This window comes from Helicobacter heilmannii, assembly GCF_001283065.1.
Lineage (GTDB): Bacteria > Campylobacterota > Campylobacteria > Campylobacterales > Helicobacteraceae > Helicobacter > Helicobacter heilmannii.
Genome location: NZ_CDMK01000001.1, coordinates 136,091 through 153,939 on the forward strand (window position 1 = coordinate 136,091; position 17,849 = coordinate 153,939).

The 17,849-nt window shown below is 48.3% G+C and carries 14 protein-coding genes and 2 pseudogenes; 5 read left to right on the forward strand and 11 right to left on the reverse strand.

Going from position 1 to position 17,849, the window contains the following annotated elements; genetic code table 11:
* The 5 genes and pseudogenes from AOG36_RS08640 to AOG36_RS00780 all read right to left on the reverse strand — a co-directional run.
* Positions 1–298, reverse strand: a pseudogene (locus tag AOG36_RS08640) (glucose/galactose MFS transporter); the annotation flags it as partial.
* Between the two features lie 3 nt (positions 299–301).
* Positions 302–1,951: a glucose-6-phosphate isomerase gene (gene pgi, locus AOG36_RS00765; RefSeq protein WP_015107634.1), complete on the reverse strand. Its 1,650-nt coding sequence runs from the start codon at positions 1,949–1,951 to the stop codon at positions 302–304.
* The gene (locus AOG36_RS00770) at positions 1,948–2,934 is read right to left on the reverse strand and encodes a glucokinase (protein WP_015107635.1); all 987 of its coding nucleotides are present in this window, start codon (positions 2,932–2,934) and stop codon (positions 1,948–1,950) included. The genes pgi and AOG36_RS00770 overlap by 4 nt, the downstream gene beginning before the upstream one ends.
* Positions 2,918–3,592, reverse strand: a complete 675-nt coding sequence (gene pgl, locus AOG36_RS00775; RefSeq protein ID WP_015107636.1) for a 6-phosphogluconolactonase — start codon at positions 3,590–3,592, stop codon at positions 2,918–2,920. The genes AOG36_RS00770 and pgl overlap by 17 nt, the downstream gene beginning before the upstream one ends.
* Complete coding sequence (locus AOG36_RS00780; protein ID WP_015107639.1) at positions 3,585–4,907, reverse strand: glucose-6-phosphate dehydrogenase; 1,323 nt, start codon at positions 4,905–4,907, stop codon at positions 3,585–3,587. Before AOG36_RS00780 ends, pgl begins: the two co-directional genes overlap by 8 nt.
* A gap of 67 nt (positions 4,908–4,974) precedes the next feature.
* Here AOG36_RS00780 and edd point away from each other — a divergent pair, with 67 nt between their 5' ends.
* From edd to AOG36_RS09195, 3 genes are read left to right on the forward strand one after another with little or no spacing between them, the layout of a single operon-like run.
* Complete coding sequence (edd, locus tag AOG36_RS00785) at positions 4,975–6,771, forward strand: phosphogluconate dehydratase (protein WP_053825524.1); 1,797 nt, start codon at positions 4,975–4,977, stop codon at positions 6,769–6,771.
* A 2-nt stretch (positions 6,772–6,773) separates the two neighbouring features.
* Complete coding sequence (locus AOG36_RS00790) at positions 6,774–7,403, forward strand: bifunctional 4-hydroxy-2-oxoglutarate aldolase/2-dehydro-3-deoxy-phosphogluconate aldolase (protein WP_015107641.1); 630 nt, start codon at positions 6,774–6,776, stop codon at positions 7,401–7,403.
* A gap of 57 nt (positions 7,404–7,460) precedes the next feature.
* Positions 7,461–7,595: an HP0135 family lipoprotein gene (locus tag AOG36_RS09195; RefSeq protein ID WP_015107642.1), complete on the forward strand. Its 135-nt coding sequence runs from the start codon at positions 7,461–7,463 to the stop codon at positions 7,593–7,595.
* Between the two features lie 21 nt (positions 7,596–7,616).
* Here the strand turns inward: AOG36_RS09195 and AOG36_RS00795 are convergent.
* Positions 7,617–8,093 (reverse strand): annotated as a pseudogene (locus AOG36_RS00795) (LysE family transporter).
* 356 nt (positions 8,094–8,449) lie between these two features.
* On the opposite strand from AOG36_RS00795, the gene AOG36_RS00800 reads away from it, so the two are divergent.
* Together AOG36_RS00800 and AOG36_RS00805 are read left to right on the forward strand one after the other, a co-directional pair.
* The gene (locus AOG36_RS00800) at positions 8,450–9,196 is read left to right on the forward strand and encodes a BsaWI family type II restriction enzyme (protein ID WP_015107645.1); all 747 of its coding nucleotides are present in this window, start codon (positions 8,450–8,452) and stop codon (positions 9,194–9,196) included.
* Entirely contained in the window at positions 9,193–10,389 is a 1,197-nt protein-coding gene (locus AOG36_RS00805) for a TRM11 family methyltransferase (RefSeq protein WP_053825357.1), read from the forward strand. The genes AOG36_RS00800 and AOG36_RS00805 overlap by 4 nt, the downstream gene beginning before the upstream one ends.
* Positions 10,390–11,226: 837 nt before the next feature.
* Here AOG36_RS00805 and murI read toward each other — a convergent pair.
* The 5 genes from murI to hemH form a co-directional block, all read right to left on the reverse strand.
* The gene (gene murI / locus AOG36_RS00810) at positions 11,227–11,979 is read right to left on the reverse strand and encodes a glutamate racemase (RefSeq protein WP_015107649.1); all 753 of its coding nucleotides are present in this window, start codon (positions 11,977–11,979) and stop codon (positions 11,227–11,229) included.
* On the reverse strand, positions 11,976–13,277 hold the full coding sequence (gene rho, locus AOG36_RS00815) for a transcription termination factor Rho (RefSeq protein ID WP_015107650.1): 1,302 nt from the start codon (positions 13,275–13,277) through the stop codon (positions 11,976–11,978). Before rho ends, murI begins: the two co-directional genes overlap by 4 nt.
* 116 nt (positions 13,278–13,393) lie before the next feature.
* Positions 13,394–16,204: a cytochrome c biogenesis protein gene (locus AOG36_RS00820; protein ID WP_015107651.1), complete on the reverse strand. Its 2,811-nt coding sequence runs from the start codon at positions 16,202–16,204 to the stop codon at positions 13,394–13,396.
* Positions 16,194–16,823, reverse strand: a complete 630-nt coding sequence (locus AOG36_RS00825) for a SoxW family protein (protein ID WP_015107652.1) — start codon at positions 16,821–16,823, stop codon at positions 16,194–16,196. Before AOG36_RS00825 ends, AOG36_RS00820 begins: the two co-directional genes overlap by 11 nt.
* Positions 16,824–16,879: 56 nt before the next feature.
* A complete protein-coding gene (hemH, locus tag AOG36_RS00830; protein WP_015107653.1) occupies positions 16,880–17,845 on the reverse strand; it encodes a ferrochelatase in 966 nt (321 codons plus the stop codon).
* Positions 17,846–17,849 lie beyond the last annotated feature (4 nt).

The window sequence follows — 17,849 nt, forward strand, 5'->3', positions numbered from 1 at the left end:
GGTAAGAGGCTGTGGAGGCGGCGGGGTAAAAGAGGATACAGCCGATCGCGCTTAGCAAAAAGCCCCCCACCACGCCGGCCGGATAACCGATCTTTTCTAGCAATTTACCAAACAACCCGCCCGTGATAAAGTAAGCCCCGAAGAAACAAAATTGCACTAAAGCTGCCTCTGTGTGGCTGAGCTCAAAGATTTTCTTTAAGTGTGGGATCAGCACATCGTTTAACACGGTGATGAAGCCCATGGCAAAAAATAAGGCGGTCAGAGCCGCTAGCGCAAAAGTGTTGCTCTTGGTTTGCATTTATTAAACTCCTTCATTAAATGCTTGATAGACTTCCACTAAATGCTGTGTAGAAGCGTCTAGGGACTTTGTAGGCGTGGCACCTCTTAAGCGCGCCAAAATGCCCTTGGCCAACTCTTTACCCAGCTCCACCCCCCATTGGTCAAAACTATTGATATTCCAAATCACTCCTTGTACAAAGATCTTATGCTCGTAAAGCGCGATGAGTGCACCCACACTCTTGGGGCAAATGGTGTCTAGTAAGATCACATTGCTAGGCCTATTGCCCGAAAACATCCGGTGGTGGGCAAGACTCTTGGCCTTTTGCTCACTCTTGCCCATCTTGATGAGCTCCTCATAAGCCTGATTATAATCCTTGCCCTCCATGAATGCTTGGGCCTGGGCAAACATGTTGCTCACCAAAATGTCGTGGTGTTCGGGCAAATGCCCCTCTTTGCTTAAGGACACGATAAAGTCGATCGGGCTAATGTGTGTACCTTGGTGCAAAAGCTGAAAAAATGCATGTTGGGCATTGATGCCTAAATCTCCCCAAATGATGGGGCCCGTATCGTAACTTGCCGTCTGCCCCTCCAGCGTGGTGCTCTTGCCATTACTCTCCATGTCAAGCTGTTGGATGAATCTAGGGAAGTAGCGCAGGTATTGGTCGTAGGGGGCAATCAAGTGGCTACCCGCGTCAAATAAATTGATGTACCAAATGCCAAGCAAGGCCAAGATCACAGGCATGTTGTGCTCAAAAGGAGTGTTTTTGAAATGCTCGTCCATTTCATACGCCCCACACAACAAATCTTTAAAATTTTCCTTGCCTAAATAAATCATGATCGAAAGCCCAATGGCCGACCACAGACTGTAACGCCCCCCAACCCAGTTCCAAAAGCTAAACATGTTTTCAGTATCAATCCCAAAGGCCTGAACAGCCTCTTTGTTCGTGGAAACGGCGACAAAATGCTTGGCGATGTGGGCTTCATTGAGCGCATGGGCTAGGAACCATTGGCGCGCGCTTAGGGCGTTTGTCAGAGTTTCTTGGGTGGAGAAGGTTTTAGAAGCCACAATAAAAAGTGTGGTTTCGGGGTGGATTTTATCCAGCACGCCCTGTATCTGTGTTCCGTCCACATTCGACACAAAATACATATTCAGGCGTGGGCTAGCAAAGTGGCGCAGTGCCTTACACACCATCAACGCCCCCAAATCCGAGCCACCGATCCCGATATTCACCACATCGGTGATGACTTGATTTGTGTAGCCTAGCCACTGCCCGCAACGCACCATATCGCTAAACTTCTGCATACGATCTAACACTTGGCGTACTTGGGGTAAAACATCTATGCCATCGACTTTAATAGGCTCTTGGCCTTGATAACGCAAAGCGGTGTGTAAGGCGGCGCGCTCTTCGGTAGTGTTGATCTTCTCCCCACTAAACATGGCTTTTATTTTCTCAGGCAGGCGGCACTCTATAGCTAAATCTCTCAAGAGTTTTAAGGTTGTGTCGTCTATGCGGTTTTTGGAGTAGTCTAGGCTGATAGGGCCATTTTTTAAAAAGTAACGGGTGGCGCGCCTGGGGTCGGCTTTAAACATGTCTTTCATGTGCTGACCCTTTAAGATTTCAAAATGCTCTTGCAGGGCTTGGAAGGTACTCAGTTGTGTCAAGGTTTTCATACATTCTCTTTACATAAGTGGTTTTCTAGGGCGATGCCCACCCCATAGATGCCCGGGTATTTTGCCAGCACCACATACACGGGGATGGTGGCTAGATAGGCATCAAAGCGCCCCTTGTTTTCAAAGCGCACACGGAAAGGCGAAGTTTTAAAGTACTCCAAAAAGCGTGGGATGATCCCCCCGCACAAATACACCCCACTGCGCGCACCCAACACCAGTGCCATGTTAGAAGCCACCGTACCTAAAATGGTACAAAAAATATCTAAAGTCAAGCGACACAGCGCAGACTTGCCACTCAAAGCCTGCTCCCCGATGAGCTCAGGTGTCATGTTAGAAACTTTGATCCCCTCTCTATTGGCTAGGGCCTCGTGGATGAGCACCAGTCCTGATCCGCTTAAAAAGCGCTCAGCAGACACATGCCCGTATTTTTTCTTGGCGTATTTCCACAGCATGATCTCGGTATTATCAAAGGGTGCAAAGCTCACATGCCCGCCCTCGCCCGCCAGTGCCACATATGAGCCGTCATGGCAGGGGATAAGCCCGCTCACCCCTAGCCCTGTGCCAGGCCCTATCACCAACTTAGGCGCGTCAATGGCGCACATCGTCCCACCCACCTGCACCAATTCCTCATCCTTGAGCTGAGAGATGCCATAGGCTTGGGCGGTGAAGTCGTTGATGGCTAAAAGCGTGGTGAGCTTGAGTGCTTGGCGGGTGGTTTCCACAGAAAAGGCCCAATGGTGGTTGGTCATCTGGATCCAATCGCCCACCACGGGGTTAGCCAGCGCAAAGGCGGCGTGTGCCACGCTAGGGTTATCTATGCTCTTTAAATAGTGTTTGGCTGCGTCCACGATCGTGTCAAAATCCTGACAGGCCAAGACCTTTATAGATTCTAATTGTCCGGGGGCGACCTCCAGTCCAAAGCGGGCGTTTGTCCCCCCAATGTCGGCTAAAAGGCGTGGGTAAGTATTAGGCGCAGTAGACATGGCAAACCACCTTTTGAGAATGCAGGATGTAAGAAATGGGTAGGCTAGGCTCTAGGGCAAGGCAAGCGCGCTCAAACACCGCCTTTTTTTGATCCCCACTGATGAGCAAATACAGCATTTGGCAACTCTCCAGCGCATTTAAGGACATGCTAAGCCTTTTAAAGGGCGCGCTGGTGGGGGTCGTGGCGATGATGGGCTCTTGGCTTTTTAGGGCGTTTTCATACTCGGGCGCACAGGCAAAGAGCGAAGCCGTGTGTCCATCCTTTCCCATGCCAAGCACGGCTAAATCCGGCTGGATGTAGCTGGCCATCGCGTGTTTTAAGAGCTCCTCAGTGCCCACGCTTGCGTCCAAGACAAGGGGCGCAAAAGGGGCCACTTGGGCTTTGTTTTGTAAAAAATACATGTGCATCAACAGGGCGTTGTTCTCAGGGTCGGTTAGGGGCAACACGCGCTCATCTACCAAGCTGATGCGGCACTTACCCCATTCTAGGGGCATTTGGCTCAGCTCTTGTAAAAACACGATGGGCGACTTGCCCCCCGAAAGGGCAAGCCCTGTGCGCTCTTTCACGCTTAAAATCCGCCTTAGTTGCGTGGCAATCTCGATGGCTAGAGCTTTTGCACTCTCTTGTGGGCTGCTAAACGAGTAGAGTTTAAACATGGGCAAACCACTCCCGGTTGTCTTGTTTTAAGAGATCAAAGGCGGCTTTGGGCCCGAAGCTAGTGGCTGCATAGGGCAGCAGAGGGATTAAATTTTCTTGCCAGCTCTGTAAAATGGGATCGACAAAGTGCCAAGCGGCCTCTAGCTCGTCTTGGTGGTTAAAGGGGGTTTGGTTACCCGCCACCACCTCTAAAATCAGCCGCTCATAAGCGTCCATCCCCGCATCCAGCGCACTTTTTAATGCCCCCATGCCCTGCAGTTGCAACTCTAAAGAACATTGCGGTTGGATTGTATAAACCAGTGCCTGCGGGGGGCCTTTAAACACAAACACCACCTGCACCAAGGACGCGCCCATGCGCTTTCCCGTGCGCAAATAAAAAGGCACACCCCGCCAGCTTGGATGTTCTAGCTCTAATTTGAGTGCCACAAAGGTTTCGGTTTGGCTATGGGGGTTTACTTGATCTTCTTCTGTATAGGCTTTGAAGCCCCCTCCTGTGGTGTATTGCCCCCGCACCACTTGGCTTTTTAGAGTCTCCTTATTGAAGGGCTTGAGACTTCTTAGCATTTCTAATTTGGCTTGGCGGGTGTGCTCTAGTGGGGTGTTTGCGGGTATGGTGCTTAAAGCGAGCATGACGAGCATGTGGTTTTGCAGCATGTCGCGCAGCGCGCCCATGGGGTCGTAAAAGCCCCCGCGGCTCTCCACCCCCAAAGTCTCTAGCACACTGATTTGCACATGGTCTAAATAGTGCGCCCCGAGCAGGCCGGCCAAAAAGGAGTTTTTGTGGCGCAGGTAAAAGAGGTTTTGCACGCTTTGCTTACCTAAATAATGGTCGATGCGGTAAATTTGCTCTTCTTTAAAGTATTTGCCAATTTGAGTGCAAATGTCTTTACAGGATTGTAAATTGGTGCCTAAAGGCTTTTCAAGCACGATTTTAACATTGGGGGCGTTTAATCCCACAGCGGCTAAATTTTGGCAAGCTTTGGCAAAAAATGCGGGGGCGATAGAAAAGTAGATGATGGTGTTTGGATGGGTAGATCTTAGGGCATTAAAGTCTTCTTGGTTGTTGAAGTCTAGAGAAATGTAGCTGATTTTAGAGGTAAAGTCTGCCCACGCTTTGAAACCTGGGTCTTTGATGTATTCTTTGGCTTTGGCACTTAATTTGTCTAAAAACTCTAGTGTGTTTAAGGGGCTTCTGGCGCAAGCGGTGATGGTCGGACTTAAGCCCGCTTGGCTGGCTTTAAAGAGGGCAGGAAAGATTTTGCGTAGGGCTAAATCGCCTGTCGCCCCCAGTAAGATGAAGCAGCACTCCTGCATGGCACTCCTTTGAGGTTTTAAAAATTGTAGTATGATTGCGCCCACGAAAGATTACACGGAGGTGCATATGGCAAAAAAAGCCCTAGAGGATATTACAAAAGGTATCATTGAACGCTCTCAAGGCAGTAGAGAATCCTACTTAGAGCGCACTGCTAAGGCGCAACGCAAAATCCAGCGCCAGGATTTGGGTTGTGCGAACTTGGCCCACACCTACGCCGGCCTGCCCGAGCACATCAAAGCGAAAATCAAAACCAACGACAAGCCCAACTTCGCAATCATCTCCGCCTACAACGACATGCTCTCGGCACATAAACCCCTTAAAGCGTACCCCGATTGGATCAAGGAAACCTTGTTGCAACACGGGGCGTTTGCCCAGTTTGCAGGCGGGGTGCCTGCGATGTGTGATGGGATCACCCAGGGCTATGCGGGCATGGAGCTTAGTTTATTTTCCCGCGATGTGATCGCCATGAGCACGGCGATCGCACTCTCGCATAATGTCTTTGACGGGGCGTTTTATCTAGGTGTATGCGATAAAATCGTGCCCGGGCTTTTAATCGGGGCGCTTAGTTTCGGGCATTTGCCCGCGATTTTTATCCCCGCCGGGCCTATGACAAGCGGGCTAGCCAACGCCCAAAAATCCAAGGTGCGCGAGCTCTTTGCCCAGGGTAAGGTCTCTAGGCAAGAGCTTTTAGAGAGCGAAATGCAGTCTTACCACGCAGAGGGCACTTGTACTTTTTATGGCACCGCCAACTCCAACCAAATGATGGTCGAGCTGATGGGCTTACATCTACCCAATTCCGCTTTCATCAACCCCAACACCCCCTTAAGAAAAGCCCTAGTGCATAAGGCCGCCGTTTTAATGGCCACCAAAACCCCCAAACCCATTGGCGCGATGATCAGTGAAAAAAACATTGTCAATGCCATGGTGGGGCTGATGGCCACTGGGGGTTCCACCAACCACACCATCCATTTAGTGGCGATCGCCAAGGCCGCGGGGATTGTGATCAACTGGGACGACTTTGCCGCCATTTCTAAAATCACCCCCTTGCTTGCCAAAATCTACCCCAATGGGCAGGCGGATGTGAATCAATTTGAAGCGGCCGGGGGGCTAGCCTTCGTGGTGCATGAGCTCTTAAATGCCGGCTTATTGCACGAGGATTGTGACACGATTATGGGGCAGGGTTTAAAGGCTTACACCCAAAACCCCTACTTATTAGAGGGGGATCAAGTGGTGTATCAAGAGGGCGTGCAAACCAGCCAAAACACCGACATTTTAAGGGGGGTGCAAGAGCCCTTTTCGCCCAATGGGGGGCTGGAGATCCTTAAGGGCAATGTGGGGCGGGGGGTGATTAAAGTTTCTGCCATCGATGCCAAGCACCACACCATCAAAGCCCCCGCCATTGTCTTTGAATCCCAACAGGATTTGATCGAGCGCTTCAACCGCCAAGAGTTACAAAGGGATTTCATTGCCGTGTTGCCCTACCAAGGCCCGCGCGCCAATGGCATGCCCGAGCTACACAAACTCACCCCCATTTTGGGTTCTCTGCAAAACCAGGGCTTTCAGGTCGCCCTTGTCACCGATGGGCGCATGAGCGGAGCATCGGGCAAGGTGCCCGCGGCCATCCAAGTGAGCCCTGAAGCCCTTTTAGGTGGAGGGATTGCCAAAATTAAAGACGGGGACATCCTGCTCTTGGATGCCAAAGAAGGGGTGTTGCAGGTGCTGGTGGATCGACAAGAATGGGAGGCACGCCTGCCTTCCGTGCCCTTCATGCGCGAACCCTTTGGAAGCGGGCGTGAACTCTTTGCGGGGATGCGCCTTTTAGCTGGCAGTACTGAAACGGGTGCTGTGATCTTTGGAGAATAACCATGCAAGCTTTTGACATTTTAAACGCTGGGCGTATCATCCCCGTGATGGTCGTTGAAGAGGCAAAAGATGCCGTGCCTTTAGCTAGAGCGTTGGTGCAGGGAGGGATTAAGGTGCTAGAGATCACCCTGCGCACTAAAGAGGCTCTAGAGGCGATTAAAAACATCGCTAAGAAAGTGCCCGAGGCGATTGTGGGAGCGGGTACGGTGCTAAACCCCAAAGATTTTAAGCAAGCCCTAGAGGCAGGAGCCCAGTTTGCCATAAGCCCCGGGCTCACCCCAGCTCTAGCTCTAGCCGCTAAAGATTGCCCCATCCCGCTCATCCCCGGGGTGGCTAGTGGCAGTGAAGTGATGTTGGCCCTAGAGCATGGCCTGAAAGCTTTAAAGTTTTTCCCCGCGCAAGTGGCCGGGGGAGTGGCGATGTTAAAATCTTTTGCGGGTCCCTTTAGCGAGGTGTATTTCTGCCCCACGGGGGGGATTTCTTTGGAGAACATGGGCACTTACTTAAAGTTGCCCAATGTGCTCTGTGTGGGGGGTTCGTGGCTCGCCCCTAAAGAGTTGGTGCAGGCCAAAGAGTGGGCGAAAATCACGCAAATTGCGCAAAAAAGCGTGGCGGCGGCTAGGGGTATTTAGGGCTCTTTAACTTTTTGGGTTTATAATGAGCGTTTAAATTCTTTGAAAGGATTGCGGATGCGCGCATTGCTTTTGGTGGGGATTTTAGCTTTCTTATACACTGCTTGCAGCGAAACCAAACAACAAATCTTAGAGGATGAAAAAGATTACACCCCCTCAGAAAAAACCATTTGGCAACCCGAACAAAAATAATCCCCTAGAGCCATGCCTTCTTTAAAGCCATGCTTTAATGTGGTGGGCTAAGATGTAAATGACAAAGACGCCGAAGAACAAGGTACAGAGGTGATCGGCGGTCTTGTAGTACTTGGCATAGAGGGTGCGCATTTTGGTGTTAGAGAACAACAACGCCACCGCCGCAAAGTATAAAAAGGTTTCCACCACTAAACAGAAGGTGAGCCAAAAGAGCATGGTGTTGTTGTAAAAGAGATTTAGACCCGAAAAAATGCTACCAAAATAGAGCATGGCTTTAGGGTTTAAGATGTTAGTGAGAAATCCGCCTAAAAAAGCTTGTCTAGTGCTGGCAGGCTTGAACTTGATGGCGCGCTGGGTTTGATACGCACAAAAAAGCCAAGTAGAGCAGATAACACGCCCCTAAGAGGGGCTAAAAGCGTTTGCAGCAGTGGGAGCGTGGCACAAACCTTTTAAGCCAAATAAAGACAACATAATCCACACAAAATTGCCCAGCACCACGCCCAAAACTGCTTTTAAAGCATGCTTGAAGTGGGTTTTAGGGCGTAGGAGCTGATCAAAAAGAAGTCCGCCCCACGGGGGTCAAAAGTGCTAAAAAGTGGATGCCTAAAACCAACCACAAATCCACAATAAGCCTTTTTTGTAGAGATTATAGCGTGTTAGCCCCACAAACTTAAATTATCATATTCTTTTTATTTTGGTAAGCAAAGCTCCATGTCCAAAAAGACAGGTATAGGAGTTAAATCCACCGCTAAGCTAAGAAAAGGTTGATGCGAGCGGAAGGAGGCATGCGTTTTGGTGTTGCTGGCTAGTTTCTAGCACCCTCTATTTTTAAAAATTTACGCTAAACTGCAAAAATGCTCAATATAACCGAAACCAAAGTTCTCAAAGATATAGAATCCAAGTATTATTTGCAGCCTATCTTGGAGTTGATCAATCAAGATATCAACTCCGCCAAAATGACATGGCTTGGCGTTTTTGATCATCTCCACCATTACATGACAAAATCTAAAACTACAGTGGATGCCCTCATTAAAAAAAGGGTTGAGGCTGGAGAAATTAAAGACGCAAGCCAGGCGAGAAAGAGCATTGCCGGGAGTGCCTTTTCAAATCTCATCATTTACGCTTTTTTAAAGAATAAAAGTGAAGGCACGATCGCACCCTCCATTTTTATCAGCGCAAAGCCCACACAAATCCCCCATTTTAAAGAGTTGTTTTATATCCAAATAGGCGAAGAGTACCAAAAACCCGATGTAGATTTAGTGGTTTATAGCCTTGATCCTACCGGTGGATTGAAAAAGTGCCTCATTTTATCACTTAAAACTTCTTTGCGTGAAAGGGCGGCACAAACCTACAAATGGAAACTCTTGATGGAGATTGCCAACTCAGACTCTAAGCTGAAAGAAAAATACGGCATTGTGTATAACCCGCCCATTGTGCCCTTGGTGTGTTTTGCCACCATCAACTTCTACAACGAAATCGACCGCCCCCAGCAAAGAGGCATGTTTCAATTTTTTGATTGTGCTTTCATTGGAAAGCCCATTGATAGGGATTTCATTAAACCCCTAAGTCATCTCATCACATACATCAAAGATAAACTATGATCGCCAGTATTTATCATCCAAAATACGATTTTTTGGGGCAGAGCTATGCGTCCTTTACCCCCAATCTGCATAAATACCCAGCCACGATGTTGCCCCAGATTGGTTTAAAATTACTCCAAGAATTTAAAGCCCAAAAGACAAACTTGCTCGATCCTTATTGCGGGAGTGGCAGCAGCTTTATCAGTGCTTTAGAATATGGGATCAAGGACCTTAGCGGTTTCGATCTCAACCCTTTAGCCATCCTCATAAGCAGGGCTAAATTGAGCCACATAGACAAAACCGAACTTTTAGACGAAAAAGAGTCCTTGCTTGAATCGATGACACAACCACATGCCGTTGTGGATGTCCCCATCACAAACGCCCATTTTTGGATAGAAGAACAGGCACAACAAGATTTGAGCAGTATTTTTCACCACATCAGCCAAGTCAAAAGCCTAGCTAAAACTCTTTTTCTGCTGGCCTTTAGCGAAACTTTAAGGGAAGTGAGCTACACACGCAACAACGAATTTAAGCTTTTTAGGATGAAAAACCACCAAGAGTATAAGCCAAACACCTATGGAGTTTTTCGCCAAAAGTTAGAGACCACTACCGAGTATTATCTGCATTTTTACCAACGGCACACAAAGGACATTGTCTTTAATCTCTACAATTCTAGTTTTCAGGCACACCACAAGACTTTTGACACTCTGCTGACCAGCCCACCCTATGGGGATTCTAAAACCACCGTGGCCTATGGGCAGTTTAGCACCTTCATTAATGAGTGGTTAGGTTTTAAGGACGCACGGAAATTAGACACAAAACTCTTAGGGGGCTTGAGGGCGAAAACGCTTTACACAAAAGGGAGTGTGGGCGATGCCATCCAAGAGATCGCAAAATTGGATTTAAAAAGAGCTTTGGAGGTTTCCAGTTTTTATGCTGATCTAGAGCAGAGCATCCACCATATCTTGCCCTCTTTGGCAAGCGGGGCTTTGATGTTTTTTGTGGTGGGGAATCGGTGTGTGAAAAATTTAACATTGCCTACAGATCGTTTCATCGCCGAGGTGCTGAGCGCGTGTGGATGCAAACATTTAAACACGCTTGGGCGTAAAATTTCTAATAAATCTATGCCCCTTAAAAACTCTCCCACCAACCAAGCCGGCCAAAAAGCCAAAACCATGGATACAGAACAGATTGTTGTGTGTAAAAAACGCTAGAAAGCCTAGAACTTAAGAGGAGCTAGACACGAGGATAGACACAGACATAAAAACCAAAAAAAAGGTATTCGTTTTTCTATAGGTGTAACCTCACACGCTTGAATCTTGCCCACATCCTAGCCCTATCAATCAAGCATAACAAGGCGTTGATGTCCATTTGCAACCTGCTTGGGCAGATGAAGGGAATATAACAAGAGATGATCAAAGAGCAGCGCACCCACTCTTATACCGACAAACAGCCCACAGGGGATAAAAAGGAGATTTGCGAGATTTGCTGAAGAAACGACTTAGAAAATATAATTCCTTAAGATTTGCCCTGTTTAAGAACTCCGATTTGCAAATATTGTTTTACTTGAAACTCACAGAAAATGTCCCTTTGACTTTAAAAAACAAAGCTGCATTGATCGGTATTTAGAGGGCGTTAGTGTTGAGGAGGTGGAAAAAGAATGAGGGAGGGGGAATGACACATCATTCGAGTTTATAAGTGGCGTGCCTGATCTCATTGCTAAGGCTTCGAATTTGTTTTAACCTCACGGTTCAATGAATTTTTCACGATGATCTTTGGGGAGGGACAGATGTCTGGCTTGCTTTAAGAGAGGGCTAAAGGACGATATAGGTAGCGAAGATAGAAGACAGGATTTGTTGATGGTCTTTTTCTAAAGGCGTTTGGCAGCTTGGGCCTCGCCTAGAGCAATAAATGCGCCAAAATACCCAAAAACTACTCCTATTTGCTAAACATTGATAGCATTTTAGAGTGCAAAAATACCAAGCATTGGGTTTATGACAGCCACAGCCAAAATATAAGGGTGTTGTGTGAATTGAGTAACGATGTGGAGGTTAAAGGGCTTTTAAAGGTTTAGCTAATTGCTCTAAAAGCCCCTTGTCGCCGCTAGCAAAGAGTTCTAGTTTTGTGTCTGTGTGTGGGCGTAAGCCATAGACTTGCTCTAGACGCGCCACGATCGCCTCGCCTGAATGCACCAAGCGCACGGGGGTATTGAAGCGGGTTTTAAAATAGGTTTGCAAGGGGGTAGAAATCCAAGGAAAGTGCGTGCAACCTAACACCACCACAGCCGGCGCGCTTGTTAGGGGGGTGAAGTAATGCTGCATGCACGCCTCTAACAACGCGCCTTCAAGCACGCCCTCTTCAATTAAGGGGACAAACAAGCCTGTAGCAAGGCTCTCTACAAAATCATAGCCATGCTCTTGTAGCTCTTTAGCATAACGCCCCGAGCTCACGGTCGCCTTGGTGCCTAACACCAAAATGGGCGCGTTTTTGGGCGTGCTCTGTGTGATCGCTAACACCCCCGCCTCAATCACGCCCACAATGGGGATTTTTGTTTTAGCCCTCATTGCCGGTAAAGCCCACGCACTCACGCTATTGCACGCCACGACCAACATGTCAATGTTAAAAGGCAAAAAGAAATCCAACGCCTCTAGGGAGAATTTGGCGATCGTAGCCGGGTCTTTAGGGCCATAGGGCACGCGGGCAGTGTCGCCATAGTAGATAATGTGCTCGAACAGGCGGGCTTTTAACAGGCTCTCTAAGACGCTTAAACCCCCCACCCCGCTGTCAAAAACCCCGATTTTCAAGAACCCTCTTGCATGAGTTTTAAGAACTCTTGGTTGTCCTTGGTGGTTTGCATTTTAGAGTAAATGAAGTTCAGTGCCTCCACATCGTCCATTTGCTGCATCACATTTCTCAGCACCCACACCTTCGTTAAGGTGTCCTTGCCTAGCAAGATATTGTCTTTACGGGTGCCTGATTTTAAGACATCAAAGGCGGGGTAAATGCGCCGATCGGAGATGCTACGGGCGAGCACAATTTCGCTATTGCCCGTACCCTTAAACTCCTCAAAAATCACCTCATCCATACGCGAGCCCGTTTCGATCAAGGCGGTGGCGATGATCGTTAAACTCCCCCCCTCTTCAATGTTTCTAGCTGCACCAAAAAAGCGTTTGGGCTTATGTAGGGCATTGGCATCCACGCCCCCACTTAAAACCTTGCCACTTGAGGGCGTGATCGCGTTATATGCCCGCGCTAAGCGGGTGATCGAATCTAATAAAATCACCACATCCTTACCCATCTCCACCCGCCTCTTAGCCCGCTCGAGCACGAGTTCAGCAATGCGTATGTGGTTGGTGGAGGGTAGATCAAAGGTAGAGCTAAAGACTTGCCCCCGGACACTGCGTTGCATGTCTGTAACTTCTTCAGGGCGTTCATCCACCAATAAAATAATCAACTCCACTTCTGGGTGGTTGTAGGTGATCCCGTGTGCAAGCTCTTTCATTAGCTCCGTTTTGCCCGTGCGTGGTGGGGCGACAATGAGTGCCCTTTGGCCCTTGCCCATGGGGCTAAACAAGTCGAGCATCCGCCCTGTAACTTTAGTGGGCTCATATTCTAATTTGAGCTGCTGGGTGGGAAAGAGGGGGGTTAAATTGTCAAAGAGTGGGCGGTGGCGGATTTCATCTAGGGGCAGGTAATTGACCGCCTCGATTTTTAGCAGGGCGTAGTATTTTTCTTGATCTTTGGGCGCGCGCACTTGTCCGGTCACAATGTCGCCATTACGCAGGGCAAAGCGTTTGATCTGCGAGTGGCTCACATAGGTGTCGTTTTGGTTGTCTGAAAAGCTCCCATCCAAACCACGCAAAAACCCATACCCATCCCCGGCGGTTTCTAAAATCCCTGTAAAGAGGATATACCCGCCTTGAGACACTTGATTTTTAAGGATTTCAAACATCAAATCTTGGCGTTTAAACTCTTGGGGGTTTTCCACCTTGAGCTCGTTGGCGATCTCTAAAAGTTTTTCTGTGGGTTGGGCGCGCAATTCTTCAATGCGGTATCCGCTCACAGGGGTATGGGTCTTTTGTTTATGGTGGTCATGCGCCATTGCGATCCTTATGCTATGTGTTGTAACAATAAAAGCCTCAGTTTAGGGAAGCTAAACATCAAAAAGTAGTGAATAAAACCTAGATTCTAATGTAAAACGCCCTAAAAGTCAAGGTTTTACACCTTTGCCATCGGCAATTTGCGCTTCAAACCTGCCACAAAGACTAAAAGAAAAGTGCTCGCCACAAGGGGGTAAAGAAATGTGGGGATAGGTAGGGGGTCGCCCGCGGCATAGCTGTGCATGCCAGATAAGTAGTAATTCACCCCAAAATAGGTCATTAAAATGGAGTAAAAGCCCACCACACTCGCACTCGCAAACACATAGGGCATGAACTCAAAGCGCAAAAAGCGCAGGTGTAAGATGATCGCATACACGGCAATGGAAATCAAAGCCCAAGTTTCTTTAGGGTCCCAGCCCCAATAACGCCCCCAAGACTCGTTCGCCCACACCCCGCCAAGGAAATTGCCCACCGCAAGGAGCAACAGCCCCATGATCATCCCCATTTCATTGAGTGCGCTCAGGGCTAAAATGCTGGTGTCGATATGCGGGCGTTTTTCACTTCTTAGTAAGAATAAAAGTAGGGTGAGTAGCCCCAAGATAAAGCACAGTCCCAAGAAGCCATAGCTAGCCGTGATGATCGACACATGGATGTTGAGCCAATAGGATTTGAGCACGGGGACTAAATTGCTAATCTGTGGGTCCATAAAGCCCAAATGCGCCACAAACAGCGCAATGCCTGCCAAGAAGCTAGAGGCACACAGTGCCAAGTTAGAGCGTAAGATAAGCCCGGAGAGCATGGCCGCCCAAGAGATATAGAGCATAGACTCATACGCGTTGCTCCAAGGCGCATGCCCGCTCACATACCAGCGTAAAATGAGCCCCACGCTGTGCGCCAGCCAGCAAAGCAGCAAAACGCCATAAAAGCTAAAGTGCAACCACTTGGATACGGCTTTATTTTTAAAGATTGCGACCAGCACCACGCCTAAGAGCACCACGCCTAAGAGCAAGTAGGGGAGCATGAGCGTGTGGAAAAAGTTGCTGTGGTTTAAGAGGATTTCAGAATCCACACGCCCCGGGCTTAGGGCGAGTTTGCTATGCACTCTTTGATAGGCAAGCAGATCGTTTAGGGTTTTATGCACACTCTCCCATTGATTGCTATCCACGCCCATATCAAAGCCCTTGAAGAGATCCTTTAAAAAATGCGTGGCTTCGGTGGAGATTTTAATGTTCTCGTTTTTGAGCGCATCGGCAGGACTTAGCCATGTGTTGCCGCTTTTATCGGGGAAAATCTTTAAAATATTCCCGCTAAAAATCAAATACACCAGATTGACGCGCTCATCTAACTTTAAAATGTCCTTATCAAATTCATCTCTATCTTTGGGGGCTTTTTGATTGACCTCTTCGACAAAGTTTTGCAGTTTATAGCCATGCGGCCCGAAGACATCCAAAAACGCAATGCGCCGCTGATTTGTGGGTGTGCCAAGCAAAGCGCGCAGCTTGGGCGTGGAGGTGTAGATCATTTTAATGCTTTTGTAATCGTCTGGATAAAGCATCATGCCCAGCATCAGCTGCAAATTGTCCATGCCCTTAAAGCCGTCCTCTTTGGTGATTTTATGGATGAGCTCTATGCTAAGCGTGTCTAGGGGTTTAATGCGCCCTTCAAAGCCTTGCACCTGCAGGCGAGCAAGGGGGGTGAGTTGCCCTTTGGAGTGCGCCCTTAAATCCTTGAAGCGTTGCAAGATTTTGGCGTGCATTTGGGCGGTCGTGGGCTGCACCTTTGCCATTTTGTCAATGGGCGGAGCTAGGGGGGTGCTCTTGCCTCCGTGCATGTCAATCTTGCCTTCTTCAGCGTGTGCCACGGCACTAAGAGAGAGGGCACATATAAGGGCGACTATGTGTTGCGCTTTTAAAAAGCGCGAAAGCCTTTGGAAGCGCCCCTGTCGGCTAAAGAGCAGAAACAACGCCCCGGACATGAGCAAGCCGTAGCCAAAGTAGGTTAAATTCTTGCCCGGATCGCGATTGACCGATAAAATCGTGCCCTGTTCGTCTGTGTCATAGGAGGATTGGAAAAAGCGATAGCCCCCATAGTCTAAAACATGGTTCATAAAAATCCTAAAGGGCATGACAAGTTGCCCCTTGGCATTGAGTACTTCTACCTGGGAGGCATAAGAGGAGGGGCTCATCGAGCCGGGATAGCGGGTGAGCTCAAATTGTTTTAAATGTAGTTTAAAGGGCAGGGAGCGCTTAGTAACCCCCCAATTGAGCGCAATATGCACATCCTCTAAGGTGGTCTTTTCATCTTGGCTCGCAATGCCATGCCCGCCTAGGATATGCAAGGTGTGGCTTGCCCCCCCATAGCTTAGTTTCATGGCAAGCAGGGCGCGGTTATCCTTTTTATTCGGGGTCATTTTATGCACACTCAAAGGCTCTAAGAGCAAGGGCTTGCCATAGACCATCACTTCTTTGGTGGGCAGGTAGCGCGAATAGGGCGAGAGGGTGGTTTTTAAAGAAAAGTGCAAAGGCTTGGCGTTGTCCTTACTGAGGGTGAGGTTTAAATAGCTGTCGGTGGTGGTGATTTGGTCGCTGGTTTGGTTGGTGCGTAGGTGCATAGTGGCTTCAAAGCCAAAAAATCTCGTAACCCCCGCCCCCAAAATGATAAAGACTAAGGAGCTGTGGAAAAACAAGCTGGCGTAGCGCCGGCGCTGCCACGCTTTAGAGGTGATTAAAGTCCCCACAATCACCAAGAGCAAATACACATGCAAAGCACTAAACCACCATGTGTTATAGATAAGCGCGCGGCTGGCGGGCGTGCCATAGTCGTTTTCAAGAAAGGTCGCCAGCGCGCAGGCGGTCGCATACACCATCAATAGGGGGATTGCCACCCAAAAAGAGCCAAAGAAAAATCCAAAAATCTTTTTAACTTGCATGGCGGGCTTCTTGTGTTTTTTTCAGGATATATGCGCGCAATTTCTCAATGAATTGCTTGTCATTTAAGTCTTTATACAGCCCCTTACCTACAAACTCCAGCACCGCTAAAAGCTGTACATGGGGCATGTAGCCGGGCAATTCGTAAATGGTCTTGCCTGTTGGGTCAGCCAGCACGAGCGTAGGCGTGGAGTTGACATCGTAAATGGAAGAGAGATCCTGTGTGCTTAGCATGGTTTCTTTGGGCTTTTGGGCCGGGCCAATGACAAAATGGTGCATTTTAGAGTAGCTGATATTGATATAGTAGGCACTGAAGTGGTCTTTAATGTAGCCACGCAAATTAGCGTAGTGCTTTAGGTCCTGCTTTAGCATTTCGCAGTACGAACAGCCATTTTTGCCAAAGACAAGCAACATATACTTGCCCTTGGTGCGAATCTCCTGGGTGTCTTGGAAAATGTCCTCTAGACCAGCATAGCTTCGTTTGTCAAAGTTATTGCTCTCTTTAAAAGTGCTCTGCGGAGAGGTCGCCCCTGAACTTAGCATGCTCTCATCTACTTTGTCATCGGCAAGGGCAAAATGACAAAAGAGAGTTAAAAGGGAGAGTAAAAAAAATGGACGCATGAAAAACCTTTTTAAGAAAATGGGGGCATTGTAACTTTTTTTATATAAATCATGGGCTAAAGGGGCTTTCTAGGGGCATTATGGACTAAATCCAAAATCGCCTGCGCGAAGTTTAGGTTGTCATTTAAACACGGACAGACTAAAAACTCAGGCACAGCAAGGCGCATGGCTTCTAGGCGGTATTGGATCTGCAGTTCGTAAATAGTCTCCGAGTTGTCGATGCTAAAGGCTAGGGGATAGATGAGGATTTTATCCTTGCGGTGCGCTTCTATGGTTTGTTCAGTACTGGGCTCTAGCCATTTCATGGGCCCCACTTTGGATTGGTAGCTTAGAGTGATTTTTTTAAAGTGCAGGGGCAGGAGCTGTTGTTTTAACAGGCTCACATGGTGCAAGCACTCGGCTTGGTAAGGGTCGCCCTGTTTCACCACGCTTTCAGGCAGTCCGTGCACGGAGAAAATGAGCACAAACTCTTTAGGGTTATGCCCCTTGATGGTGTTTGTGATGCTCTCTACCACGGCTTGGTTATAGGGCGCGTGGGTGTAGAAGCGATCAATACAGCTTAAATGGGGAGTGAAGTTTAAAGTCTTGAGGGCGTTTAAAGAGTCTTCAATGGAGGATAAAGTCGTGGTGGTGGAGTATTGCGGATACATGGAGAAGAGCAGACAAGAGTTAAAGCCTTGCCTCTGTAGCTCGGCAAACACCATGGACGCGAAAGGGGGTGTGTAGCGCATGGCGTAGGTGTAGTGGCGGGTGGGGTCTAGGGCGTTTAAGCGTTGGGTGAGTTTGGTACTCAAATCGTTGATGGGGGATTTTTGCTCAATTTTTTCATAAATGGCTTTGGATTTTTCTTTACGCATTTTGACAATGAAAGAGGCTAAAAATTTGCGCCAAAAGGGGCTTTTGATCGCCAAAATATAGGGGTCGTTGAACATGTTTGTTAAAAACACTTCGACTTCATAAAGATTATTTGGGCCACCCATATTCAATAAGACAACGGCTTCTTTAGACTCTAAAACTGACATAAGC

Coding starts and splice junctions, on each gene's coding strand:
- pgi (WP_015107634.1), bottom strand. CDS start 1,951: ATGAAAACCTTGACACAACTGAGTACCTTCCAAGCCCTGCAAGAGCAT.
- AOG36_RS00770 (WP_015107635.1), bottom strand. CDS start 2,934: ATGTCTACTGCGCCTAATACTTACCCACGCCTTTTAGCCGACATTGGG.
- pgl (WP_015107636.1), bottom strand. CDS start 3,592: ATGTTTAAACTCTACTCGTTTAGCAGCCCACAAGAGAGTGCAAAAGCT.
- AOG36_RS00780 (WP_015107639.1), bottom strand. CDS start 4,907: ATGCAGGAGTGCTGCTTCATCTTACTGGGGGCGACAGGCGATTTAGCC.
- edd (WP_053825524.1), top strand. CDS start 4,975: ATGGCAAAAAAAGCCCTAGAGGATATTACAAAAGGTATCATTGAACGC.
- AOG36_RS00790 (WP_015107641.1), top strand. CDS start 6,774: ATGCAAGCTTTTGACATTTTAAACGCTGGGCGTATCATCCCCGTGATG.
- AOG36_RS09195 (WP_015107642.1), top strand. CDS start 7,461: ATGCGCGCATTGCTTTTGGTGGGGATTTTAGCTTTCTTATACACTGCT.
- AOG36_RS00800 (WP_015107645.1), top strand. CDS start 8,450: ATGCTCAATATAACCGAAACCAAAGTTCTCAAAGATATAGAATCCAAG.
- AOG36_RS00805 (WP_053825357.1), top strand. CDS start 9,193: ATGATCGCCAGTATTTATCATCCAAAATACGATTTTTTGGGGCAGAGC.
- rho (WP_015107650.1), bottom strand. CDS start 13,277: ATGGCGCATGACCACCATAAACAAAAGACCCATACCCCTGTGAGCGGA.
- AOG36_RS00820 (WP_015107651.1), bottom strand. CDS start 16,204: ATGCAAGTTAAAAAGATTTTTGGATTTTTCTTTGGCTCTTTTTGGGTG.
- AOG36_RS00825 (WP_015107652.1), bottom strand. CDS start 16,823: ATGCGTCCATTTTTTTTACTCTCCCTTTTAACTCTCTTTTGTCATTTT.
- hemH (WP_015107653.1), bottom strand. CDS start 17,845: ATGTCAGTTTTAGAGTCTAAAGAAGCCGTTGTCTTATTGAATATGGGT.